Source organism: Paenibacillus sp. F4, from assembly GCF_002894905.1.
Classification (GTDB): Bacteria; Bacillota; Bacilli; order Paenibacillales; family Paenibacillaceae; genus Paenibacillus; species Paenibacillus polymyxa_B.
Map to the genome: position 1 here is coordinate 19,446 of NZ_POVS01000011.1, position 24,959 is coordinate 44,404.

At 43.9% G+C, this 24,959-nt stretch carries 21 protein-coding genes, 1 tRNA gene and 1 other RNA gene; 20 read left to right on the forward strand and 3 right to left on the reverse strand.

Features of this window, described 5'->3' with window-relative positions; genetic code table 11:
* The first annotated feature begins 223 nt into the window (after positions 1-223).
* From C1T21_RS11640 to C1T21_RS11670, 7 genes are all read left to right on the forward strand, one after another.
* Positions 224-1,174, forward strand: a complete 951-nt coding sequence (locus C1T21_RS11640) for an ROK family glucokinase (protein WP_023986484.1) — start codon at positions 224-226, stop codon at positions 1,172-1,174.
* A gap of 66 nt (positions 1,175-1,240) precedes the next feature.
* Positions 1,241-2,140 (forward strand): RNase adapter RapZ, encoded by a 900-nt coding sequence (rapZ, locus tag C1T21_RS11645; protein WP_013308254.1) that lies wholly within the window; start codon positions 1,241-1,243, stop codon positions 2,138-2,140.
* Positions 2,141-2,152: 12 nt separating this feature from the next.
* Positions 2,153-3,139 carry a gluconeogenesis factor YvcK family protein gene (locus C1T21_RS11650; protein ID WP_023986485.1) on the forward strand — a complete coding sequence of 329 codons (987 nt, stop codon included), beginning with the start codon at positions 2,153-2,155 and terminating at the stop codon, positions 3,137-3,139.
* Positions 3,140-3,144: 5 nt separating this feature from the next.
* The gene (gene whiA / locus C1T21_RS11655) at positions 3,145-4,089 is read left to right on the forward strand and encodes a DNA-binding protein WhiA (protein WP_013308256.1); all 945 of its coding nucleotides are present in this window, start codon (positions 3,145-3,147) and stop codon (positions 4,087-4,089) included.
* 136 nt (positions 4,090-4,225) lie between these two features.
* Positions 4,226-4,495, forward strand: a complete 270-nt coding sequence (locus C1T21_RS11660; RefSeq protein ID WP_013368811.1) for an HPr family phosphocarrier protein — start codon at positions 4,226-4,228, stop codon at positions 4,493-4,495.
* 273 nt (positions 4,496-4,768) lie between these two features.
* Positions 4,769-5,530 carry an SIMPL domain-containing protein gene (locus C1T21_RS11665; protein WP_103048369.1) on the forward strand — a complete coding sequence of 254 codons (762 nt, stop codon included), beginning with the start codon at positions 4,769-4,771 and terminating at the stop codon, positions 5,528-5,530.
* Between the two features lie 239 nt (positions 5,531-5,769).
* Complete coding sequence (locus C1T21_RS11670; protein ID WP_103048370.1) at positions 5,770-6,879, forward strand: PdaC/SigV domain-containing protein; 1,110 nt, start codon at positions 5,770-5,772, stop codon at positions 6,877-6,879.
* 125 nt (positions 6,880-7,004) lie between these two features.
* Here the strand turns inward: C1T21_RS11670 and clpP are convergent, their stop codons facing one another.
* Together clpP and C1T21_RS11680 are read right to left on the reverse strand one after the other, a co-directional pair.
* Positions 7,005-7,601, reverse strand: a complete 597-nt coding sequence (clpP, locus tag C1T21_RS11675) for an ATP-dependent Clp endopeptidase proteolytic subunit ClpP (RefSeq protein WP_013368815.1) — start codon at positions 7,599-7,601, stop codon at positions 7,005-7,007.
* A 226-nt stretch (positions 7,602-7,827) separates the two neighbouring features.
* Positions 7,828-7,902, reverse strand: a tRNA-Arg gene (locus C1T21_RS11680).
* Positions 7,903-8,171: 269 nt separating this feature from the next.
* Between C1T21_RS11680 and C1T21_RS11685 the strand changes: the two genes are divergently transcribed.
* From C1T21_RS11685 to ssrA, 10 genes are all read left to right on the forward strand, one after another.
* Positions 8,172-9,209 (forward strand): sugar-binding transcriptional regulator, encoded by a 1,038-nt coding sequence (locus tag C1T21_RS11685; RefSeq protein ID WP_013308261.1) that lies wholly within the window; start codon positions 8,172-8,174, stop codon positions 9,207-9,209.
* Between the two features lie 93 nt (positions 9,210-9,302).
* Positions 9,303-10,313 (forward strand): type I glyceraldehyde-3-phosphate dehydrogenase, encoded by a 1,011-nt coding sequence (gene gap, locus C1T21_RS11690; RefSeq protein WP_013308262.1) that lies wholly within the window; start codon positions 9,303-9,305, stop codon positions 10,311-10,313.
* A gap of 120 nt (positions 10,314-10,433) precedes the next feature.
* Positions 10,434-11,615 (forward strand): phosphoglycerate kinase, encoded by a 1,182-nt coding sequence (locus C1T21_RS11695; RefSeq protein WP_103048371.1) that lies wholly within the window; start codon positions 10,434-10,436, stop codon positions 11,613-11,615.
* Between the two features lie 59 nt (positions 11,616-11,674).
* Entirely contained in the window at positions 11,675-12,427 is a 753-nt protein-coding gene (tpiA, locus tag C1T21_RS11700; protein ID WP_023986490.1) for a triose-phosphate isomerase, read from the forward strand.
* A gap of 1 nt (position 12,428) precedes the next feature.
* Entirely contained in the window at positions 12,429-13,973 is a 1,545-nt protein-coding gene (gene gpmI, locus C1T21_RS11705) for a 2,3-bisphosphoglycerate-independent phosphoglycerate mutase (RefSeq protein WP_013308265.1), read from the forward strand.
* 63 nt (positions 13,974-14,036) lie between these two features.
* Complete coding sequence (eno, locus tag C1T21_RS11710) at positions 14,037-15,323, forward strand: phosphopyruvate hydratase (protein ID WP_013308266.1); 1,287 nt, start codon at positions 14,037-14,039, stop codon at positions 15,321-15,323.
* 341 nt (positions 15,324-15,664) lie between these two features.
* Positions 15,665-15,898 carry a preprotein translocase subunit SecG gene (gene secG, locus C1T21_RS11715; protein WP_103048372.1) on the forward strand — a complete coding sequence of 78 codons (234 nt, stop codon included), beginning with the start codon at positions 15,665-15,667 and terminating at the stop codon, positions 15,896-15,898.
* A 196-nt stretch (positions 15,899-16,094) separates the two neighbouring features.
* Positions 16,095-18,710: a ribonuclease R gene (gene rnr / locus C1T21_RS11720; RefSeq protein ID WP_103048373.1), complete on the forward strand. Its 2,616-nt coding sequence runs from the start codon at positions 16,095-16,097 to the stop codon at positions 18,708-18,710.
* A gap of 269 nt (positions 18,711-18,979) precedes the next feature.
* Positions 18,980-19,459, forward strand: a complete 480-nt coding sequence (gene smpB / locus C1T21_RS11725; protein WP_013308270.1) for an SsrA-binding protein SmpB — start codon at positions 18,980-18,982, stop codon at positions 19,457-19,459.
* Between the two features lie 250 nt (positions 19,460-19,709).
* Positions 19,710-20,074, forward strand: a transfer-messenger RNA (tmRNA) gene (gene ssrA, locus C1T21_RS11730).
* Here ssrA and C1T21_RS27940 read toward each other — a convergent pair.
* Positions 20,035-20,163 carry a hypothetical protein gene (locus tag C1T21_RS27940; RefSeq protein ID WP_258012434.1) on the reverse strand — a complete coding sequence of 43 codons (129 nt, stop codon included), beginning with the start codon at positions 20,161-20,163 and terminating at the stop codon, positions 20,035-20,037. The genes ssrA and C1T21_RS27940 overlap by 40 nt on opposite strands.
* A 455-nt stretch (positions 20,164-20,618) precedes the next feature.
* On the opposite strand from C1T21_RS27940, the gene C1T21_RS11735 reads away from it, so the two are divergent.
* The 3 genes from C1T21_RS11735 (at position 20,619) to C1T21_RS11745 (ending at position 24,958) form a co-directional block, all read left to right on the forward strand.
* Positions 20,619-21,374 carry a hypothetical protein gene (locus C1T21_RS11735; RefSeq protein ID WP_103048374.1) on the forward strand — a complete coding sequence of 252 codons (756 nt, stop codon included), beginning with the start codon at positions 20,619-20,621 and terminating at the stop codon, positions 21,372-21,374.
* Between the two features lie 435 nt (positions 21,375-21,809).
* A complete protein-coding gene (locus C1T21_RS11740; RefSeq protein WP_103048375.1) occupies positions 21,810-23,822 on the forward strand; it encodes a type I restriction-modification system subunit M in 2,013 nt (670 codons plus the stop codon).
* Positions 23,819-24,958, forward strand: a complete 1,140-nt coding sequence (locus C1T21_RS11745; protein ID WP_103048376.1) for a restriction endonuclease subunit S — start codon at positions 23,819-23,821, stop codon at positions 24,956-24,958. The genes C1T21_RS11740 and C1T21_RS11745 overlap by 4 nt, the downstream gene beginning before the upstream one ends.
* Position 24,959: the final 1 nt, after the last annotated feature.

Consider the following 24,959-nt stretch of genomic DNA (forward strand, 5'->3'; position numbering starts at 1 on the left):
GTTCAGGAAGAGAAAGCCTGCTGCGTTTGCACAGGCTTTCTCCTTTTTATGGGTGCATGAGGTGAAAAGTTCCGCTAATCGTACACTTTTCGACAAGGAAGTGTCCTTGACCGTAACGGGGGCTTCAATTATAGTTGGAACGTAGGATTACTATTATGAAGTAGGAATTGTAAGCATATATTTCATACCAGGTTTTTAAGTAAACATAAAGGTGGCTTGGAACATGTCTGAAAGTATCTATGTAGGTGTCGATTTGGGCGGTACCGCGATTAAAGTCGGCATTTGTAATGAAAACGGACAGCTTTTGCACACATATGAGGGACCAACCGAAACCGATAAAGGTGTAGACGTTGTCATCGGTAATATCGAAAAATATGTGCGGCATATTGTTGAGCAATCTCCTTATGAGTGGGATCAACTAAAGGGTGTCGGTGCAGGCGTTGCAGGTTTTACGAATGTTCGTGATGGTATTATTGTCCTCGCTCCTAATATTGGCTTTCGTGACGTACCGATCCGTGCGCTCCTAGAGAACCGGATTGGCAAGCCTGTGAAAATAGACAATGATGCGAATGTTGCTGCGCTGGGTGAGGCTTGGGCTGGTGCAGGCAAAGGCATCGAAAACTGCGTATGCTATACCCTGGGAACAGGAGTAGGTGGCGGTATTATTATAAACGGTAAAATATACCAAGGCTCTTCGGGCATGGCCGGAGAAATTGGCCATATCAGTGTCGTACCTGATCTGGAGGCTATTCAGTGTGGGTGTGGCAAAATGGGTTGCTTGGAAACTGTATCTTCCGCAACAGGCATCATTCGTATGGCCAAGGACGCTGTGGAACGTGGCGACCGGACCTCTCTGGCGCTGGAAGATCAAATTGCTGCCAAGGAAGTATTTGATGCTGCTAAAGCTGGAGATGAGGTTGCGCTGCGTATCGTGAACCGGGCTGCCTTTTATTTGGGGAAATCCATGGCAGCGGTTGCCGCTGTGCTTAATCCAGAGTTGTTTATTATAGGTGGCGGTGTTTCCAAAGCAGGCGACTTTTTGTTTGAAGAGATGCGTCGCGTGTACACCAAGCTGGCACCTGAGCCCCTTCAAAAAGGGGTATCGATTGTTCCAGCTGTGCTGGGCAATGACGCAGGTATCGTAGGGGCAGCTGGTTTGTTGCTACGCTCCTGATCCACAGGTTACTGATAATACGGGTACTGGTATAGAGCGAAGAAGCAAAAGGAGAGGGAAGTCCATATGACAGACAACCTAAAAAATGCTGCGCCGTGGGCAACGCTCATTATTATTACGGGGATGTCAGGCGCAGGGAAGACCATTGCGGTTCAGAGCCTGGAAGACTTGGGCTTCTTCTGCGTTGATAATTTGCCCCCTGTACTGATTCCGAAATTTGCCGAGTTGATTGAGCAGTCGAACGGTAAAATAGGCAAGGTGGCACTCGTAATTGATTTACGCGGACGAGAATTTTTCACTGCCTTGTCGGAATCTTTGAATTATATTAAAGATCATTTTACGATTCATTGTGAAATTTTATTCTTAAATGCGAATGATGGCGTTCTCGTACAGCGGTATAAGGAAAGCCGTAGACGTCATCCGTTGGCTCCAGACGGCATGCCTTTGGATGGGATTCGGTTGGAGCGTAAGATGTTAGAAGAACTAAAAAGCTCAGCTACACAGGTTATTGATACAAGTGTGATGAAGCCTGCAACCTTAAAGGCGAGGATTATTTCACGATTTTCTCATCTGGAGAGCAGTATGCTTTCCGTGAACATTACTTCTTTTGGCTTCAAGTATGGTATTCCCATTGATGCCGATCTTATATTCGATGTGCGCTTCCTGCCTAATCCCCACTATGTGGACCAACTACGTCCTCACACGGGACAGGATAGCGATGTATATGATTATGTCATGAAATGGCCCGAGACTCAGGCATTCTTGACTAAGTTGCTGGATATGTTACACTTTTTGATTCCGCAATATCGCAAAGAAGGCAAAAGCCAGGTCATTATCGGCATTGGCTGTACTGGCGGTAAGCATCGTTCTGTTGCAATATCGGAGTATTTAGGAAAAATGCTGGGTGCCAGCGAGACAGAATCTGTTTCTGTTTCGCATCGGGATGCTGATCGGGACCGGCATTAATGAGGTGAAATCATGAAAGAGACCGGATCACAACGGGAGCGCCCACGTATTGTTGTTATGGGCGGCGGAACCGGCTTGTCCGTCATGCTGCGGGGCTTAAAGCAAAAGCCGCTAGATATTACGGCTATTGTTACAGTCGCTGACGATGGCGGAAGTTCCGGGATTTTGCGCAGTGAGCTGCAGATGCCCCCTCCAGGGGATATTCGCAATGTGCTGACTGCCTTGGCTGACGTGGAACCAGTGATGTCAGATATGCTGAAATACCGTTTCGGTGCGGGATCAGGATTGTCAGGCCATAGCCTAGGTAATCTGATTTTAGCAGCGATGACCGATATATCGGGAGATTTCGTAACGGCGGTGCGTGAGCTTAGCCGTGTATTTGCTGTCCGGGGACGTGTGCTACCGGCAGCCGAGGAAGGCGTTGTGTTAAGCGCTGAGATGGAAGATGGCACGGTGATTACCGGGGAGTCCAAGATCCCGGAAGCGGGCGGACGAATCAAACGCGTCTTTCTTGAACCGACTCACGTGGAGCCGTTGCCTGAGGCTGTAGAGGCCATTAATGAAGCCGATGCGATTTTGATTGGCCCTGGTAGTCTATATACCAGCATATTACCAAATTTGCTTGTACCTAAACTCGCTGAAGCTGTAGTAAAATCAGACGCTATCAAAATATTTGTCTGTAACGTTATGACCCAGCCTGGGGAAACCGATGGTTATACGGTAGGAGATCACCTGCAAGCTATTTTTGAGCATGTAGGGCATCATCTCTTCGACTATGTCATTGTAAATAACGGAGAAATTCCACCCCAAGTACAGGAAATGTATGCTGAGCAGGGAGCAAAGCCAGTTCAAGTAGACATGGGCGAGCTGACCGACCGGGGATATAAAGTGGTGGCAGATACATTAGTTCTGTTCCGCACGTATTTACGGCATGATGCCGACAAATTGAGCCAGCATATTTACCAATTGGTACAAAACTGGATATTAAGAAGGAGGTGAGTCCCTTGTCCTTTGCGGCACAAACGAAAAAAGAGCTTACGATGATTGAAAGCCAGTCCTGCTGTGAGAAAGCGGAACTATCTGCGCTCATACGTATGCTCGGATCCGTACAACTGTCGAATAAAAGGGTGATATTGGACGTGTCCACAGAAAATGCCGCGATTGCAAGGCGGATTTACTCCTTGATCAAGAAGCATTTTCAACTTCATATCGAACTGCTTGTACGGAAAAAAATGCGCTTGAAAAAAAATAATGTGTACATTGTCCGTATTCCCAATGGTGTGCAGCAACTGCTAAAGGATCTTTATATCGTCTCAGAAGGTTTCTTGTTCACTGACGGGATTAATAGGGATATCGTTCGGAAAAACTGTTGTAAGAGGGCTTATTTGCGGGGCGCCTTTATGGCAGGTGGATCTGTCAACAATCCTGAAGGGTCGTCTTACCATCTTGAAATTTCTTCGATGTATGAGGAGCATTGTCAGGCACTCGTTGATCTTGCGAATGAATTTCATCTAAATGCTCGCTGTATTGAGCGAAAAAAAGGTTTTATTCTCTACATCAAGGAAGGCGAGAAGATCATTGAGTTGCTTAGCATCATTGGGGCGCATCAAGCCTTGTTCAAATTTGAAGATGTACGCATTATGCGAGATATGCGTAATTCCGTAAATCGCATTGTCAATTGTGAAACGGCTAATTTGAACAAGACGATCGGAGCTGCTGTCCGGCAAATTGAGAATATTAAGTTGCTGGAGAGGGAAGTTGGTTTGGAGACCTTGCCTGATAAACTGCGTGAAGTGGCAGAAATTCGGCTCGCTCATCCCGATTTGAATTTAAAAGAAGTCGGGGAAATGCTCAAAGGGGTCGTGAGTAAATCGGGTGTAAATCATCGACTTCGCAAAATTGATGAGATGGCTGACAAAATTAGGGGCGAAAATGGCCTGATTCCGTAAAAAGAGTGTCCATGGGGCTTTTAGCCCCGGTTTTTTTAGTTTTTTTTCTAGTGTCTGTCCCGGGTTAATGTTATAATGTGATAAATAAAATGGAGTAAGTAGTGTCCAGATTTATTTGATGAGGGGGTAAGCTGACATGTCAAAACATCCGGTAGTCGTACGCTTGAAAACAGGACTGCACGCCAGACCTGCTGCGTTGTTCGTACAGGAAGCGAATAAATATTCATCTGAGATTTTTGTGGAAAAAGAAGACAAAAAGGTTAATGCCAAAAGCATCATGGGTATTATGAGTCTTGCCATCAGTACAGGTACTGAAATCAATATTAGTGCTGAAGGTGCGGACGCCGAACAGGCTGTAAACGCTTTAGTAAGTCTGGTTAGTAAGGTAGAGCTGGAAAATCAATAAACAAAGATTTACTTTGTAATATGGTGTATGCTCTTAGTGAAAAGCCCCTTCGGGGCTTTTTTTTGTATACAGAAAAAAGTCTTCGAACGCTCCTCCGTTAACTGTTCTATGTGTGGATTTGTTGAATATAGAGACCGTATTAAGTTCAAGTTATAGATAATTAAAATTCCTGTGGTCATGCTCTGTTTCGGAAATTTGTATGCTTGGCTGCAACCTTTTTCCGTCATTCCCGTCTGGAAGGTACAAACATTTACAAGAAAGAGGTTGAATTCAATGAGACTTTGGACAAAAACAGTAGCCACAGCAGTTCTCGCAGGAGCATTAATGGCAGGGGGAGTAGCAGGAGGATTATGGACAGGGGCAGATCGTGCTTATGCTGCGTCAACAGCTTCGACGGTAAACGGTGTAATTAATGTGACTGGAAGCGGGGAAGTATTGGCGAAGCCCGATATTGCTTATCTCTCTATCGGTGTACAATCGGAAGGGAATACGGCAGCCGCTGCTCAAAAAGCCAATGCTACAAAATTGAACAAGGTTACACAACTGCTGAAAGAAAAGTGGAGCATCAGCGCAGATGACATTCAGACCAGCCAGTTTTATGTACAGCCTAACTACACCTATAACGAAAAAGAAGGGCAGAAGCTCAAAGGCTACACTGCCAACCATACACTTTCCGTCAAATACCGCGATTTGGATAAAATCGGTCAGTTGTTGGATGAGGCGACCAAGTCCGGAGCCAATAACGTAGATAATGTACGTTTTTCCGTGGAAAATCCTTCGACTTATGAAGAAGAAGCCATTACTAAGGCATTGGGAAGCGCACAATCTAAAGCCAGTGCTGTAGCTAAAGCAGCCAAACGCGGGTTAGGTGCCCTTGTGAGTGTGACGGTAGATGGCGGAGAAGCACAAATCTTTACACAACGTGAAAGTGCCATGTCAAAATCGCTCTTGGACGTAGCAGGTGGCGGGACAGAGATACAATCAGGGCAAGTAACAGTGAAAGTACAGGTGTCGGCTCAATACGAAATGAACTAATATAGATCATCAAACGAAGCCACAAGCGGTCTGCATCATGTGCAGGCTGGCTTGCTGGCTTTTTTTGTATACCGAAACCTTTTTGTAATGAGTCTGTCATAGCTAAGGGTTATTAGGTGTACATATTGAAATCGGAGAGTGTACAGATTGTAAACTACATACAATAGGGTATAGATATAATAGGAAAAGTGGTTATCACACATAGACAATACAGATCATTAACAGGAGGAATACTTAATATGAGTAAGTATGCAAAAAAATGGGGTTCAGCACTGCTGGCAGCAGGGATTTTAGCAGGAGTCGCAGCTGTTCCCGTTTCCTATATCCAGGCAGCATCGACGAAGCAGCAGCAAGCGACAACACAGCAACCAGGAATCACCATCCAATGGAATGGTAAAACGTTGCCCGCTAAAGGTGTTCAAGTGAACGGGAGTACAATGATTCCGATGGCCGCACTGCGTGACAGCCTGGGGATTCCAGTAAGCTATGATGCGAAAACAGCGACATATACTGTAGGTAGCGGGTACAATAAACTTTACATTATGGCTTCTTCCTCGGATGCCTACGTCAACGTCAATGGAATCAATACACGTAGCATGGATGCCAAACAGATCGCTGGGAAGCTATACATTCCTATGAGTCTGCTGAAAGACTATCTAGGCATAGATGCTCAATGGAGTGCAGCTCAGAAAACAGTAACGCTGAGTAAAAGCCAGCTAAATCCGATCACAATTGCGTCTCAAACCCTTCCAGCTTCGAGTAATGCGAAGGTGTCCTACAAGATTAAGTACCCGCAAATCAGCGGCAGCAAGCTTAATCCGGAGGCTCAACAGGCCATTAACCATGTGCTTAAAAAGCATGCAGAGGGTATATTGGCAGCAGGTAAAAAGATAATGGCTGAGGGAGAGGCTACAACAGAAAGACCGTATGAGTTCGGAAATGATTTTGCGATTGCCTATAACAAAGATGGTATTCTGAGTGTGATTATGCAGGATTACTCGTATACGGGTGGCGCACATGGCATGACGGCACGTAAAGGATATACGTTCTCGCTCGCTGATGGTAAACTGCTGCAATTGTCTGACGTATTGAAGGCAAATCCGGACTACAAAAAGTTCCTCAATGCTGATTTGAAGAAAAAAATCGATGCGCTTCAGGCTGGTGAAGGATTCGGTAAATTTAAAGAGCTGGCGGCAGATCAGAATTTTTATGTAACTAACAGTGGAGTAACAATCGTGTTTGATTTGTATGATTATGCGCCATACGCGTATGGAATTCCGGAGTTTACCTACTCGTTCGGTCAACTGCTGCCTCAAGGCGGAAAGCCTTTTGCGGGACAGAATGAATAGTAGAAATAAACAAGTTCAATTGTCTATAACCTAAAAAAACAACAAAGCAAAAAGCTGCCTACCGGATAAGAACATCCGGAGCAGCTTTTTTCATTTACCAGCTATCGAGAGGTGAATTTTTTCTCTTATACACCTTCTGGAGAGGAGCTAGTTAGCACTTTATCAATAATACCGTATTCCTTGGCATCATCAGCGGACATGAAGTAGTCACGGTCTGTATCTTTTTCAATGCGTTCCAGTGGTTGGCCTGTGCGATCTGCGAGAATGCGGTTCAGTTTATCACGCATTTTCAGAATGCGGCGTGCGCGGATTTCAATATCCGTTGCCTGGCCTTGTGCACCGCCCAGTGGTTGGTGAATCATAATTTCACTGTTTGGCAAAGCGAAACGTTTACCTTTGGCGCCTGCATTCAGCAAGAACGCGCCCATGGAAGCCGCCATACCTACGCAAATCGTAGATACGTCAGGTTTAATGTATTGCATCGTATCGAAAATGGCCATACCAGCTGTAATGGAACCGCCAGGGCTGTTAATATACAAGTGAATATCTTTTTCAGGATCTTCGGCAGCCAAAAACAGCATTTGCGCAATAATAGAGTTGGCTACAACGTCATTGACGTCCGAGCCTAACAAAATAATGCGATCCTTCAACAGTCTGGAATAAATGTCATAGGCGCGTTCGCCGCGGTTACTTTGTTCTACTACCATAGGAACATAGCTCACGTCAAAAAACCTCCCTTAAATATCGTTAGTGGATTTGGTGGACATGCCGATTACACGTCCCTTATTTATAAACTGTTACCGTATTAACCACATGATAAACAATTTCAAACAAAAAGTCAAAGAAAGTCAAACTAATGATTAAAAAAAAGAGCCCTCAGCGCTCTTATTGGTTAAAACATTATGTAGAAGTATTTAAACGTTCATTTATTTAAACGTTCATTTAAAATGGCGCGCCCGCGAGGAATCGAACCTCGATCTCAGGCTCCGGAGGCCTACGTCATATCCGTTGGACCACGGGCGCATAGTTCAATCAATGCAAACAACTAACTAATTAAACAGCTAATTGGAAACAAAGATGATTATATGATATACAGCAGTGAATTGCAAGCTTTTATTAAATGCGCATATTCAGGCAAATGGTTGAGAAATATAGGTTCAGATAGACTTGCATGTGGAGCAAATATTGGTTAAGATATACGTGGGACTTAAAAAGTTATCCCGGGACGTTTTAAGACCAGTTAGAGATAGAGCATTAGAGACAGAACTTAGAAGTGTGCGGGAGTGGAAAGCATGCGAAAGATATTAGAAATACAGAAGCAGCTTCTGCCCGACCTCATGGATGTTTTGAAAAAAAGGTACACGATCCTGCATCAGATTATGCTGTCCGATGTTGTTGGACGCAGAACACTGGCAGCTTCACTGAACATGACTGAGCGCGTGTTGCGCGCCGAAACCGATCTTCTTAAAGCTCAAGGGCTAATTGAGATTGAGAGTGTAGGCATGAAGGTGAGCAAAGCAGGACTGGATCTGCTGGAACAGCTGGAGCCGATTGCGAACAACTTGTTCGGCCTGTCCCAATTGGAGGACCAGATTCGTCAAGCCTATGGTTTGAGGAAGGTGGTTGTCGTTCCAGGGGATTCGGATGCTTCTCCGTTAACAAAGCAGGAGCTGGGGCGCGCTGGAGCAAAAGCGTTGCTGAGTGTTATGGACGACGAGGATGTGGTCGCTGTAACAGGTGGCACGACGATTGCCGACGTGGCGGAACAACTGGCACTACCTTCTAATGGCCCACTTAAGGGTGGGTGGTTTGTACCGGCACGCGGGGGTTTGGGAGAAAGCATGGAAATGCAGGCCAACACAATTGCTTCCACAATGGCTCGCAAGGTAGGCGCTCAATACCGTCTGCTCCATGTACCGGATTTGCTCAGCAATCATGCTTACAACTCCTTGCTTGAAGATACGAACATTCAGGATATATTGAACCTGATTCGCGAGAGTCGTATCATCATTCACGGGATAGGCAACGCCATAGCGATGGCACATAGACGTAAACTTGATCCCGAAACCTTTGCTCAGATCAGCAGTGAGGGGGCCGTTGCCGAATCGTTTGGTTATTACTTTAACGAAGATGGCGTCGTTGTTCACAGAATGCTGACGCTTGGACTTCGATTAGAGGACATCAGGCGTACCGATACGGTTCTAGGTGTAGCTGGAGGCAAGAGCAAGGCGGCCGCTATTCATGCGGTACTGCGTTTCGGACAAGAAGACATTCTAGTCACCGACGAAGGCGCTGCTGCCGAGATTGTAAGTCATTATTTAAATGGTTAAGATGGATTTATGAATGGTGTTGTCTTGACGGGCTTTCGGGTCTGTCTTGAATATATAAAACTAAACTAAACGAACTTTGGGAGGAACTCACTCATGACAGTTAAAGTTGGTATTAACGGTTTCGGACGTATTGGACGCCTTGCTTTCCGCCGGATTCAAAACGTGGAAGGTATTGAAGTAGTAGCAATCAATGACTTGACAGATTCCAAAATGTTGGCACATTTGTTGAAATATGATACAACACAAGGTACTTTCCAAGGAGAAGTAGAAGTACATGACGGCTTCTTCAAAGTAAACGGTAAAGAAGTTAAAGTTTTGGCTAACCGCAACCCTGAAGAACTGCCTTGGGGAGACCTGGGTGTAGATATCGTTCTGGAATGCACAGGTTTCTTCACAACTAAAGAAGCTGCTGAGAAACATTTGAAAGGCGGCGCTAAAAAAGTTGTTATTTCCGCTCCAGCTACTGGCGACATGAAAACTGTCGTTTATAACGTAAACCATGAAATTCTGGACGGTACTGAAACTGTAATCTCCGGTGCTTCTTGCACAACAAACTGCTTGGCTCCTATGGCTAAAACACTGCAAGACAAATTCGGTATCATCGAAGGTTTGATGACTACAATTCACGCTTACACTGGCGACCAAAACACTTTGGATGCTCCGCATGCTAAAGGTGACTTCCGTCGTGCTCGCGCAGCAGCTGAAAACATTATTCCTAACACAACTGGTGCTGCAAAAGCCATCGGTCTGGTAATTCCTGAACTGAAAGGTAAACTGGATGGCGCGGCTCAACGTGTTCCAGTAGCAACTGGTTCCCTGACTGAGTTGGTAACAGTTCTGGAGAAAAACGTAACTGCTGAAGAAATCAACGCAGCGATGAAAGAAGCTTCCGATCCTGATACTTTTGGATACACTGAAGATCAAATCGTTTCTTCCGACATCAAGGGTATCACTTTCGGTTCTTTGTTTGATGCAACTCAAACTAAAGTTCTGACTGTTGGCGACAAACAACTGGTGAAAACTGTAGCTTGGTATGACAACGAAATGTCCTACACTGCACAATTGATCCGCACGTTGGAATACTTCGCAAAACTGGCTAAATAAGAACAGTCTTATTGAGCAATAACATAGAGCGGAAACAGGTTATTGTTTCCGCTCTTTATATATCAAATGTGCCTTAAATTCCTGTTTCGTAAAATTATAAGGGTGCGGAGGAATATGGAGATGAATAAAAAGAGCGTACGTGATATAGAACTGAATGGAAAACGGGTGTTTGTTCGTGTAGATTTTAACGTTCCGGTTGAGGACGGTAAAATTACGGATGACAAGCGTATTCGTGAAACCTTGCCAACCATTAACTACCTGATTGAAAAAGGTGCAAAAGTTGTTTTGGCGAGTCACTTTGGACGTCCAAAAGGTCAGGTTGTTGAATCCATGCGTCTGACTCCTGTCGGCGTACGTTTGTCTGAACTGCTGAAAAAGCCAGTAGTTAAAGTGGACGAATCGGTAGGCGAAGCTGTTAAAGCGAAAGTGGCTGAACTGCAAAACGGCGACGTGCTGTTGCTTGAAAATGTACGTTTTTATGCAGGAGAAGAAAAGAATGATCCTGAATTGGCGAAGCAATTTGCTGAACTGGCCGACGTTTTCGTGAATGACGCATTTGGTGCAGCACACCGTGCTCATGCTTCCACTGAAGGTATCGCTCATATTCTTCCAGCTGTTTCCGGCCTGCTGATGGAAAAAGAATTGTCTGTCATTGGTAAAGCTCTGTCGAATCCAGATCGTCCTTTTACAGCCATTATCGGCGGTTCCAAAGTAAAAGACAAAATCGACGTGATCGACAACCTGCTGAACATTGCAGATAACGTAATCATTGGTGGCGGTTTGACTTATACATTCTTCAAAGCTCAAGGTCATGAAGTGGGTCAATCTTTGCTGGATGAATCCAAACTGGACGTAGCTCTTGGTTTTATCGAAAAAGCGAAGAAGCTCGGCAAAAACTTCTATCTTCCGGTTGATATTGTTGTGTCTGACGATTTCAGCGCTACGGCGAACACAGACATTGTGGATATCGACGGCATTCCTGCAGATTGGGAAGGTGTGGACATCGGACCGAAAACACGTAAAATCTATGCAGATGTGATCAAAAACTCCAAACTGGTTGTATGGAACGGACCAATGGGCGTATTTGAAATCGAGCCTTTCGCTGGTGGTACTCGTGAAGTAGCGGAAGCTTGCGCAACAACTGAAGCATACACCATCATTGGTGGCGGTGATTCTGCGGCTGCGGCTGAAAAATTCCACTTGGCTGACAAAATGGATCATATCTCTACTGGCGGCGGCGCATCACTTGAATTTATGGAAGGCAAAGCACTTCCGGGTGTTGTTGCACTGAACGATAAATAATCAAACGCACTATGCGTGAATAAAGCTTTAGGGCACCTAATAGTTAGGAGTTGAAACCATTGAGAACACCGATTATCGCGGGTAACTGGAAGATGTTTAAAACCGTACCAGAAGCTAAAACTTTCATCGAAGAGATCAAAGGCAAAGCAGAGGTTGCAGGAGTGGAAAGCGTGATTTGCGCACCATTTACGAATCTTCCTGCTCTGGTTGAAGCAGTAAAAGGCACGTCTATTAAAATTGGCGCACAAAACCTGCATTTTGCAGAAGATGGTGCATTTACAGGTGAAATTAGCGGTGGAATGCTGAAAGATCTGGGCGTAGACTACGTTGTGATCGGACACTCCGAACGTCGTGAATATTTTAATGAAACAGACGAAACCGTGAACAAAAAGGTTCATGCGGCATTCCGTCATGACCTGACTCCAATCGTGTGTGTAGGCGAAAAGCTGGAAGATCGTGAAGCTGGACAAACCAAAGAGGTTGTAAAAGTGCAAACTGTAGCAGCTTTTGCTGGTTTGGCTAAGGATCAGGCTGCACAAGTAGTTGTTGCTTATGAACCAATCTGGGCCATCGGAACAGGCAAATCCTCCACTTCGCAGGATGCGAATGAAGTGATTTCCTATATCCGCAGTCTGATTAAAGAGCTGTATGATGAAAATACAGCAAATGCTGTACGTATTCAGTATGGTGGCAGTGTAAAACCTGAAAATGTTACTGAGTACCTGGGTCAAAGCGATATCGACGGCGCGCTCGTGGGCGGTGCCAGTCTTCAACCGGCGTCGTACATCGCGCTTGTTGAGGGGGCGAAGTAAGATGACAGCACCAAAACCGGTAGCTTTAATTATTATGGACGGGTTCGGACTGCGTGACACCGTGGAAGGCAATGCGGTTGCACAGGCCAACAAACCGAATTACGACCGGTATTTACAGCAATATCCTCATACAACGCTGACGGCTTCTGGCGAAGCAGTAGGTTTGCCGGAAGGACAAATGGGTAACTCTGAAGTGGGTCACTTGAACATCGGCGCAGGCCGAATCGTATATCAAGACTTGACTCGTATTTCGAAGTCCATCCGTGAAGGTGAATTCTACGACAATGAAACACTGGTTAAAGCAGTGCAACATGCCAAGAAGAACAACACGAAACTTCACCTGTACGGACTTCTGTCCGACGGCGGCGTGCATAGCCATATCAGCCATCTGTTCGCTATGCTGGATTTGGCGAAAAAAGAAGGCTTAACAGAAGTGTACATTCATGCTTTCATGGATGGACGCGACGTTATGCCTGACAGCGGTGTAGGCTTCATGCAGCAGCTGATCGCTAAAATTCAAGAAGTGGGCGTAGGCAAAATTGCGACTGTACAAGGACGCTATTATGCTATGGACCGCGACAAACGTTGGGAACGTGTAGAGAAATCCTACCGTGCAATCGTATACGGAGAAGGTCCTCAATACACAGATCCAATGGAAGCATTGAAAGAATCGTATGAAAAATCAGTGTTCGACGAATTTGTGGAGCCAACGGTTATTGTGAAGGCTGACGGAAGTCCTGTAGGGCTGGTCGAAAGCAATGACTCTGTTATCTTCCTCAATTTCCGTCCTGACCGTGCGATTCAACTGTCTCAGGTATTTACAAACGCGGACTTCCGTGGTTTTGACCGTGGCCCGAAATGGCCTAAAGATCTGCACTTTGTTTGCCTGACGTTGTTCAGCGAAACGGTTGAAGGCTTTGTAGCTTACGAACCGAAAAACCTGGATAACACGTTTGGTGAAGTGTTGGTTCAAAACAACAAAAAGCAATTGCGTATTGCTGAGACTGAAAAATATCCGCACGTTACTTTCTTTTTCAGTGGCGGACGCGATGTGGAGCTTCCTGGCGAAACTCGTATTTTGATCAACTCGCCTAAAGTGGCTACATATGACTTGCAGCCGGAAATGAGTGCGTATGAAGTAGCGGATGCTGCTGTTAAGGAAATCGAAGCCGACAAGCATGATGCGATTATCCTGAACTTTGCCAATCCGGATATGGTTGGACACTCCGGTATGCTGGAGCCAACGATTAAGGCGGTAGAGACGACGGATGAATGTGTTGGACGTGTTGTAGATGCGGTTAAAGCCAAAGGCGGCGTGGTTATTATCATTGCTGACCATGGTAACGCGGATATGGAAATTGATGAGCAGGGACGTCCGTTCACAGCTCACACAACTAATCCGGTTCCGTTCATTTTGACTGATGAAAATATCGTTTTGCGTGAGCATGGAATACTGGCTGACGTAGCTCCAACGCTTCTGGATTTGATGCAACTTCCGCAACCTGCGGAAATGACAGGAAAATCTATGATTGCATCCCGCAAGTAAGCTTGATTTAATAAGTATAGGCTTGACCAATAAATCATGATTCACAAAGGAGATTAAGTACAAATGACTATTATTTCTGACGTGTACGCTCGCGAAGTCCTCGACTCCCGTGGTAACCCTACGGTTGAAGTTGAAGTATATCTGGAATCCGGTGCTATCGGTAGTGCTATCGTTCCTTCCGGTGCCTCCACAGGCGCTCACGAAGCTGTAGAGCTTCGTGATAACGATAAATCCCGTTACCTGGGTAAAGGCGTTCTGCAAGCTGTTAAAAACGTGAACGAAATTATTGCTCCTGAAGTAATCGGCTTGGATGCTGTGAACCAAGTAGAAATCGACACGCTGATGATCAAATTGGATGGTACACATAACAAAGGTAAATTGGGTGCAAACGCAATTCTGGCTGTATCCATGGCTGTAGCTCGCGCTGCTGCTGAAGCTCTGGGCTTGCCACTGTACACTTACCTGGGCGGATTCAATGCTAAACAATTGCCAGTGCCAATGATGAACATCGTTAACGGTGGCGCTCATGCCGACAATAACGTTGACGTACAAGAGTTCATGGTTCTGCCTGTAGGCGCTCCTACATTCAAAGAAGCTCTGCGTGTAGGCGCAGAAATCTTCCACAACCTGAAATCCGTACTGAACTCCAAAGGTTTGAACACAGCTGTTGGTGATGAAGGTGGTTTTGCTCCTAACTTCAAATCTAACGAAGAAGCTCTGTCCACTATTATCGAAGCGATCGAAAAGGCTGGTTACAAACCAGGTGTTGACGTATTCCTCGGTATGGACGTTGCCTCCACTGAGTTCTTCAAAGATGGAAAATATACTTTGGAAGGCGAAGGCAAATCCTTCACTTCTGCTGAGTTCGTTGACCTGCTTGCTTCTTGGGTTGATAAATACCCAATCATCACTATTGAAGATGGTTGCTCCGAAGATGACTGGGAAGGTTGGAAATTGCTCACTGAAAAATTGGGCAACAAAATCCAATTGGTTGGTGACGACCTGTTCGTAACAAACACAGAGCGTTTGGCTAAAGGTATCGATGAAAACATCGGTAACTCCATCCTGATCAAAGTAAACCAAATCGGTACGCTGACTGAAACATTTGATGCTATCGAATTGGCTAAACGTGCAGGATACACAGCTGTTATCTCTCACCGTTCCGGTGAATCCGAAGACAGCACAATCGCTGATATCGCTGTTGCAACAAATGCAGGCCAAATTAAAACAGGTGCTCCTTCCCGTACTGACCGTATTGCGAAGTACAACCAATTGCTCCGCATTGAGGATCAACTGGGTGAACTGGCTCAATACCACGGCCTGAAATCTTTCTACAACCTGAAAAAATAATATTGCGCAAAAATGCTGATGGCGTCTCTTGACTCATGGTTTATGATCATGAAGTCTGAACGCTCAAAGCTTATACGCATGAATAAAACAGGCCTACTCGCCACCGCGAGCAGGTCTGTTTTTTGTTATTATGGATGTGTATGAGAATTTATAACTTTGTAAAGGCTTAATGGCTGAGTGACTTGCTATAGCTGTTGTTATCTACTGGAAGCTGTGGTAGAATAGAAATAGTGTTTTGCGTTAATTTCCGGCTATTTATAACATGATATGTACATGTTTTCATAAAAGAGGCTGTGTTGTTTTGCAAAACAGATGTATAAGCTCAGGAGGTGGGATTTTTCATGGAAATCTTTTTGAAAGTGCTGCTCGTTGTGTTCTCGATTGCTGTTATTGCGGTTGTTTTACTGCAAAAGGGGAAAAGCGCAGGTTTGTCCGGTGCCATCTCTGGCGGTGCTGAGCATCTGTTCGGCAAGACAAAAGCTCGCGGTATGGATTTGATTTTACAACGCGCAACTGCTGTTTTGGGTGCGGGTTTCATGATCATTTCTGTTTTAGTTGCATTTTTTGCAAAATAAGATAAATATGTACCTTAAGCCTTCGTTTCGCGGGAAACGGGGGCTTTTTTTAGATTTTGGACAGGCAGGGATGCCGTCGATTAAATTCGTGTATACTAGGGTATGAGTATATTAAGAGCCTTGTATCAGGAGCAAGGAACAAGGACATGCGGATTTTATTACTGAAAATTAAAGGTCACCCGAGGTGGACAATATTATGATAACAGAGCAACAACTACTCGATTTTATGCGCGAGACCGCATACAAACCCATGACTTACCAGGAGCTGGAGCAGCACTTTGATATTAAGGATGCCGAAGATTTCCGTGAATTTCTTAAGCTCTTGAATGCCTTGGAGGAAGAGGGGAAAATTCTGCTGACCCGCACAAACCGTTATGGCGTGCCGGAACGGATGGATTTGCAGCGTGGGCGTTTGCAGGCTCATGCCAAGGGATTTGCTTTTTTGATTCCAGAGGACCGGGAGCACCCGGATGTATATATTCATGCTAACGACTTAAAGAGTGCGATGAATGGAGATACGGTACTGGTAAGAGTGACGTCGAAGGGACCTGCGGGTGGCCGATTAGAAGGCGAAGTTGTGCGGATCGTGAAGCGCGCAGTGCTTCAAGTAGTAGGCGTGTTTCAGAGCCACGAAGCATACGGTTTTGTTTTGCCGGATGATAAGCGTATTAACCGGGATATTTTCATTCCAAAGGATAGCTTCAACGGAGCTGTGAACGGCCAAAAGGTCGTTGTGCGCATTGTGAGCTATCCAGAAGGACGAGCTGCGGCGGAAGGCGAAGTGTTGGAGGTTTTGGGTCATAAGGATGATCCAGGCGTTGACATTTTGTCCGTTATTCGCAAGCATCAGCTTCCGGAAGCTTTTCCAGATGAAGTGACAGCGGAAGCGGAGAATGCTCCCGACGCGATTACGGAAGAAGAGATTGTACGTCAGGGACGGCGCGATCTGCGTGATAAGATCATTGTTACCATTGATGGTGAGGATGCCAAGGACCTGGATGATGCTGTCAATGTAGAGCGCATGCCGAACGGAAACTACCGTCTGGGCGTTCATATTGCCGACGTAGGGTATTATGTGCGTGAGAACTCCAAGCTGGATCAGGAGGCATATAACCGCGGTTGTAGCGTGTATTTGGTTGACCGTGTCATTCCTATGCTTCCACATCGACTTTCGAACGGAATATGTTCTTTGAATCCACAGGTGGATCGACTGACTTTATCCTGTGAGATGGAATTCAATGAGCATATGAAGGTTGTAAAGCATGATATTTTCACCAGTGTGATTAAAACAAAGGAACGGATGACGTACACTAACGTTCGCAAAATCCTCGAAGAGGAAGATGCTGAACTGATGGAACGGTACAAGGATCTCGTTGAAGTATTCGGCACGATGAAGGAATTGGCATTGAAGCTGCGTGCTAATCGAATGCGCCGAGGCGCGGTTGATTTTGACTTTGATGAAGCCAAAGTAATTGTGGATGATGAAGGCAAGGCCGTCGATATTGTGAAGCGGGATCGTACGATAGCTGAACAAATTATTGAAGAGTTTATGCTGGCGGCCAATGAAACGGTAGCCGAACATTTCCATTGGCTCAAAGTACCTTTCTTGTACCGGATTCATGAGGACCCAGATCCAGAGAAGCTGCAAAACTTTATGGCTTTCGCAGCTAATTTTGGGCATCAGATCAAAGGTAGAGGAAATTCCATTCATCCGCGTGCTCTGCAAACGTTGCTAGAAGACATTCAGGGTACGAAGGAGCAAACCGTGCTTAGCACGATGATGCTGCGTTCGATGAAGCAGGCAAAGTATGATGCGGAGTCGACAGGACATTTTGGATTGGCAGCGGAGTATTACTCTCATTTTACATCGCCGATCCGTCGTTACCCTGACTTGGTGATTCACCGTGTCATTCGTGAGGTATTGGAGAATGGCGGGGCTTTAACAGCCGAGCGTCAGGAATATTTGACTGCACGTATGCCTGATATTGCGCAGCAATCTTCCGAGCGTGAACGTGTAGCTGTGGATGCAGAGCGTGATACAGAGCAGATGAAAAAGGCTGAATACATGCTGGACAAGGTCGGCGAGGAATTCGAGGGGATCATCAGCAGTGTAACCAGCTTTGGGATGTTCATTGAGCTGGACAATACAGTGGAGGGTCTGACGCGTCTGAGTGCGCTTACGGACGACTATTACCACTTTGACGAGCAGCATATGGCTTTGATTGGCGAACGCACCTCCAAGGTGTTCCGTATTGGGGATGAGGTTAAGGTTCGGGTCGCGCGCGTGAATATGGAAGATTACACAATTGACTTTGAACTCGTCGATATGAAGCAACGGCAACGCCGTGAACGGACGGGCGGTACAGGACAGGGCGGAGACTTTGCGCGTGGCGAGAGCCGTGGTAAAGGCAAAGGCCGCGAAGGGCGTGACCGCAAGGGCGGCAAGGACAAGACTGGCAAAGAGCGTAAAGGCGGTCGTGATGTTACCGGGAAGCCAAAAGAGGCTGGCGCTGGTAACGGAGGGATTAGCACCGCAGGTCGTTCCGGGCGCGGCGGCGGAAACGGAGCTGGAGCCGGCTCAGCTAGCAACTTCGGCTTTGGCAGTGGCAAGGGCGGGTATAACTCGCCAGCATCTGGGGCAAGCAAGCGACGGAAGAAGACGTCTGCCAGCGGTATTTTCATCGGCGGTGCAGCTACACCAGGTAGTGATGCCAGACCAAATGGTGAAGGCGCAGCACGTCGCAAGCGGAAGAATAAGGGGGGCAGTGGCGGCAATAGCACCGCGGGCTTTGTGCGGAAAAAGAAGAAGTAGGTAGCTAGAGCTTACTTACTTTGAAGGCTGGAGCTTCCATTGCAGTGAATGAAGCTGACTTGAAGCATAAGTTATACGGGCGGTTTCTGTCTGCTGTATTGGATGGAAGCCGCTTTGTTTTAAGTGTGATGTAAGTGTAAGTTAGCTTGACCTTTCTTGCTTTTACCATCTGAAATTTGTTACAATATATTTCTAGGCGGCTCTTTGTAGCCAGATTTTGATGCCTGAATTTCAAGAGTGAATTACGTTATTCATAAGGAGTGGTATTCATGGGTAAGAAGGCAGACGGGAAAGTGCTCGCCCAGAACAAAAAAGCTTCCCATGACTATTTTATTGAGGACACCTACGAGGCGGGCATGGTGCTAACGGGAACAGAAATTAAGTCTCTACGGAATGGTCGCTCCAATATAAGTGATGCATTTGCTACGATTCGTAATGGCGAAATTCATATTCACAATATGCATATCAGTCCTTTCGAGCAAGGCAATCGTAATAATCCTACCGATCCGACGCGTACACGTAAGCTGCTGTTGCATAAAGAGCAGATTCGCAAGCTTATCGGTTTGTCCAAGCAGGAAGGCTACACGATTGTACCGCTCAAGATTTATGTTCGCAATGGCTATGCCAAGCTTTTGCTCGGATTGGGCAGAGGTAAAAAGCAGTATGATAAACGTGATGCTGCGGCTAAACGCGATGCACAACGTGATATCCAACGCGCTTTGCGTGAGAAGCAGAAAATTGCAAGATAAGTTGCTGTATTATTGGGTATGGTACAAATTACGTGGAGAAGTTACTTGTTCCTGTAATGGTGCTATTTTATAAGGCTTAAATAGCTTCATTTCGTTTCGTAATGACCTGTAATATGGTATACTAACGAAGTAGTCAGTTTTAAAGCTTTTAACTTTGTTCGAGTGTTGAATCCTAGGATTCAGCTTTTGATATTATGCATGCTTATGCTCCGGTATTTCCGGTTTTATCCGTGGAGCCCTTTTATAATAAGGGGGCGTTTATGGATTCGACGGGGATAGTTCGAGCATGGGTAGCGGGTAGTGGGGACGCGTCCGCTTCATCAACGCTAAAGCCTATTAAACGGCAAACAACAAAACAACTACGCTTTCGCAGCCTAAGAAACTGTGTGCGTGCTTCTACTCTGCATCGCCCATGTGACAGGGATAGGGGCTAACAAATAGTGGGATACGCTGTCTCATCTCCGCCTGTGGTGAGCTGAAGAAGATAATCAGGCTGACCCGAAGGGAATCCGGTGACAGGGAGTTTCTAGGGTGACATCAAAACTGTCACTACACCCGTAGAAGCTTATGTGTCGTTATCTTCGGACAGGGGTTCGACTCCCCTCGCCTCCATATGCAGTACCAGTGACGGACACCGAATGGTGTCCGTTTTTGTTTGCTCGTGTAAGCCGCTTCTGCTCTATACCCATAATCAGCCCTAACATTGGATGACACTCCTTCATCCAGTAGCTGGTATACCTCATCCACATCATACGACCTGTTTGAGCGTTGCTAAGCAACGCAACAATGGCGGCGGAACTTATAAACCGTCTGCTACAAAGCCAACATCTAACTTCTGGTTGCGTGAAGTTATGGTGTGCGACAAATGCGGATCAAGAATGGTAAGCAACTCTACGTCTACACGTACTAAGAGTGGCAGTTAATAATATCATGTGTGCGGTGGCTACACGGAAAAAATGGAATTCACATTGCGTTTCATAGTAACCAGATGATTTTTTGTACGAGAAGCACATTGTAATAAATCCTAGATGTGGAGTAGCCAACAATGTAATAAGAGTATTGTCTTTGAGTAGAAACAAGGAAGAGGAATTTGTAGGTTTTTGTTGAAGAAGTAAACATTGGTACGTAAATTGGATACAGAAAGAGGAGGAGTTCATACATGGTAGATAGCGGGGTAGCATCTGATAATATAATTGGGAGAATGTATAATTTAATTTATGCACTTAAAAATGCCGGTGGATCAAACTCTGAGAATGCATTTTGTAAGGTTTTTTCATTAGAGGAAAACGATAGAGCGTCGATCCTCAATAATTATGCTGAGCTATTCAAGATGTGTACTATTGGAATCAACGAAATTGAACAATTAAATCCTAAAAGATTGCAAAAATATAAAGACACGCTTAGTGATGTTCTTGACGGTCTATCTAAAATATATTTTAATGCAAACCCGAATGCCCGCAATAATGGTATGGATAAGTTTAATGATCATTTCTCCAACAATTTAATGCTATCATTAGAGCATTGTGCAGACTATTTGTCTGAAAACAGTAATGGAGCAGTTATTGAGGATGGTAAAATTGTTGATTTACTTAAAGAAATTAATGAACTTGAACAATTCATTATAAGTAGTAAATTACATAATGAATTAGAGAAAATAATTATTTATCAACTAAACAATCTTAGAGAATCTTTATTGAAGTACAAATTATATGGATCACAAGGCATCATTGATAGTGTTGCAACTACATTGGGAAAATTAATTCTGAATCAAGAGAAGTTTGAAGTCAACAAAGATAAAGGTACAATTGAACGGATTTTTGGGGTTATTGTAAAAATCAATTCAATATTTACTTTTAAGAATAACAGTACGAAATTAGTAGGCGATATCATAAAAAAATTAACTGGTGGGGAATAAGTAATTTCTCTAATGTTATATTGGAGTGAGCTCATATTCTTTAGAGTTAAACATATATTGTGCTTGACTGGGTGACATCAAAACTGTAACTACACCCGTAGAAGCTTATGTGTCGTTATCTTCGGACAGGGGTTCGACTCCCCTCGCCTCCATATGTTAAATCCACACCTGAAATAGGTGTGGATTTTTTAATATGCACTTACGTCTTCTTTTCTAGTCTCTGCACGTGGGTGTCTTGGATTGATTTTAGCTCTTATTTTTTGTTGGTATAACACTTATAATTGTATGTAGTAACGAAATGTAAAGAATTCATTAAAGCGATTTATTTTTTATTGAGCTTTTTTACATATAAAATACTCTAAATTGCTCAATATACTTCAATTAAATATATCATTCAAAAAATTCAATATTTTTAACCAGTTGAGGAGATTACACATGATCAATTTTCAAGATAAAGTAAGTTTTATTTGGTCAGTCGCAGAGATTTTGCGTGGACCATATAAACCAGAGGACTATGGGAAAATTGTTTTACCGTTAGCTGTATTACGCCGTTTTGACTGCGTGCTAGAAAGCACAAAAGAGGAAGTATTAGCGAAAGCAGAACAATTTGCTAGCATGTCTGAAGAAGCTCGTGAGCCGATTTTAAATCGTGTATCGAAGCAAAACTTCCACAACACAAGTAAATATGATTTTAACAAGTTATTAACGGACTCAGATAACATCGCTGATAACTTACGTGATTATATTAACGGTTTCTCGAAGGTTGCTCGTGATATTATGGAGCACTTCGACTTTGACCGCCAGATTGATAAGCTAGATCAGAACAACTTGTTGTACTTGACGATTAAACGTTTCAGTGAAATTGATCTACATCCACAGACAGTTTCCAACATTGAAATGGGTTATGTATTTGAAGAATTAATCCGTCGTTTCAATGAGAACGCTGAGGCAGGGGATCACTACACACCACGTGAAGTCATTCGCCTTATGACGCATTTATTATTCCTACATGACGATGCGAGCATTTTAACAAAGCCAGGTTTAACACAAACGTTATATGACTGTGCAGCTGGTACTGGGGGCATGGGTTCTGTAGCACAAGAATATTTGCTTAGCCAAAACCCAACAGCACATTTAGAGTTTTTCGGTCAAGAAATTAACCCTGAATCATATGCGATTTGTAAGGCAGACTTACTGATCAAAGGTGAGGATGCACGCAATATTCGTTTAGGAAACACTTTATCCAACGATCAATTTCCACATGATAAATTTGATTACTTAATCACAAATCCACCATACGGAGTGGACTGGAAATCATTTGAGAAGCCAATTAAAGATGAGTATGATAAATTAGGTTTTGACGGTCGTTTCGGCCCAGGTACTCCTCGTACAAGTGACGGTCAGCTATTATTCATGATGCACTTATTGTCAAAAATGAAACCAGTAACAGCAGAAAATCCACAAGGCTCTCGTTTGGCAATTATCATGAACGGTTCACCATTGTTTACAGGGGATGCAGGTTCTGGAGAAAGTGAAATTCGTAAATATGTACTTGAGAATGACTTAGTAGAAGGTATCGTCGCATTACCAAACGATTTATTCTACAACACAGGTATTGCAACGTATATTTGGATCTTAACGAACAATAAAGCTCCACTTCATAAAGGCAAAGTGCGTTTAATCAATGCAGTAGATTTCTGGAAAAAGATGAAAAAGAGCATGGGGAGTAAGCGAAACGAAATTACGGAAGAGCAAATTAACGAAATCGTTCGTTTATATGGTGATGCACAGCCAAATGAATACGTAAAAATCTTTGATAATGAAGACTTTGGCTTCGCAAAAATTACGGTTGAGCGCCCGTTACGTTTAAACTTCCAAGTAAATGAAGAACGCCTTGCATGTGTTGTAGAAAAAAAAGGTTTTGCCGACTTAGCGACATCGAAGAAAAAAGGCGATACAGGTCATTTTGAAATTGAGGAAGGTAAAAAGCTTCAATCACAAATTTTATATGTTTTACGTAAGTTAGCAAGCGATAAAGTATATAAAAATCGTGATGAGTTCACTAAAGTACTAAAAGATGCATTGAAACAAGCAGGTATTACAATTGGTGCGCCTGTATTAAAAGCGATTTTAGCGGGGCTGTCTGAAAAAGACGAAACTGCTGATGTATGTATGAAAAATAAAACAGACATTGAGCCAGATACAGATTTACGTGATACAGAAAATGTACCGTTAAAAGAAAGTATATATGACTATTTCACCCGTGAAGTACTACCACACGTACCAGACGCATGGATTGATGAGACGAAAACTAAAATTGGATACGAAATTCCGTTTACTCGTCAGTTCTACAAGTACACAGCATTACGTAGCTCGGCAGAAATTATGGATGAGATCCGTGCGTTGGAGGCGGAGATTGCTGAGCAGTTGAAGAGGGTGATGGGATGAGTTTAGGCTTTAAAAAGAGTAAATTAAAATATCATTTAAAAGTGAAAAGTGGTAGGGAGATTACTAATGAAGTAAACTGTGATGATAATGCTATTGATGTTTATGGTTCGGGCGGAGTTTTTAAGTATACCGATAAAAAACTTTTTACTGGTCCCTCTGTATTATTTGGTAGAAAAGGGACAATAGGTACACCTTTATATGTTCAAGGTGATTTTTGGACTGTGGACACTATGTATTATACAGATATTTATTCAGGTAATTCTCCACGTTTTTTTTATTACCTTTTAGAGGTATTTCCATGGAATCAAATAGTGACTCAAACAGCTCTACCTAGTATTGTAGGATCAGAGGTAGAAAATTATGAAACAAATATTCCTTGTGAAGAAGTGCAAAATATTATAGCAAATTATTTAGATGGTAAATGTGCTGAAATAGAAAGCTTATTAAAGCGTAAAAAAAATCTAATATTACTATTAGAACAACAACGCCAATCAATTATCACAGAAGCTGTTACAAAAGGTTTAAATCCGAATGTGAAAATGAAAGATTCAAGTGTTGAGTGGATTGGTGAGATTCCTGAAGGTTGGAATACAATTAAATTAAAGTTTGTTTGTGAGATGAAAAGTGGTACTAGCATTGATTCAGTTAATATAAATGAATCTGGTGAATACAGAGTTTATGGTGGCGGCGAATTACGAGGTTATACTGAAGACTATACTCATGATGGTGAATATGTGATAGTTGGTCGTCAAGGGGCTAACTGTGGGCAAGCAACATATGTTTCAGGAAAGTTTTGGGCAACTGAACATGCAGTGGTGGTATCTACCAAAAAAGTAGAAGTAAATTGGCTGTATTATATATTGAAAAGTATGAATTTAAATCAATATTCTATATCAGCAGCACAGCCTGGAATAGCAGTGTCTACTATTTTAAAGCTGATTATACCCCATCCCCCAATGGAGGAACAAAAGGAGTTATTGAGCTATTTAATAAAATATGATGAAGAAATTTCGCATCTGATAAACAATACAGCTTTACAAATTCAAAAACTAAAAGAATACCGCCAATCTCTAATCTACGAAGCAGTAACGGGCAAAATTGATGTGCGTGATATGGAACTTGATGAAGTGAGGTGAG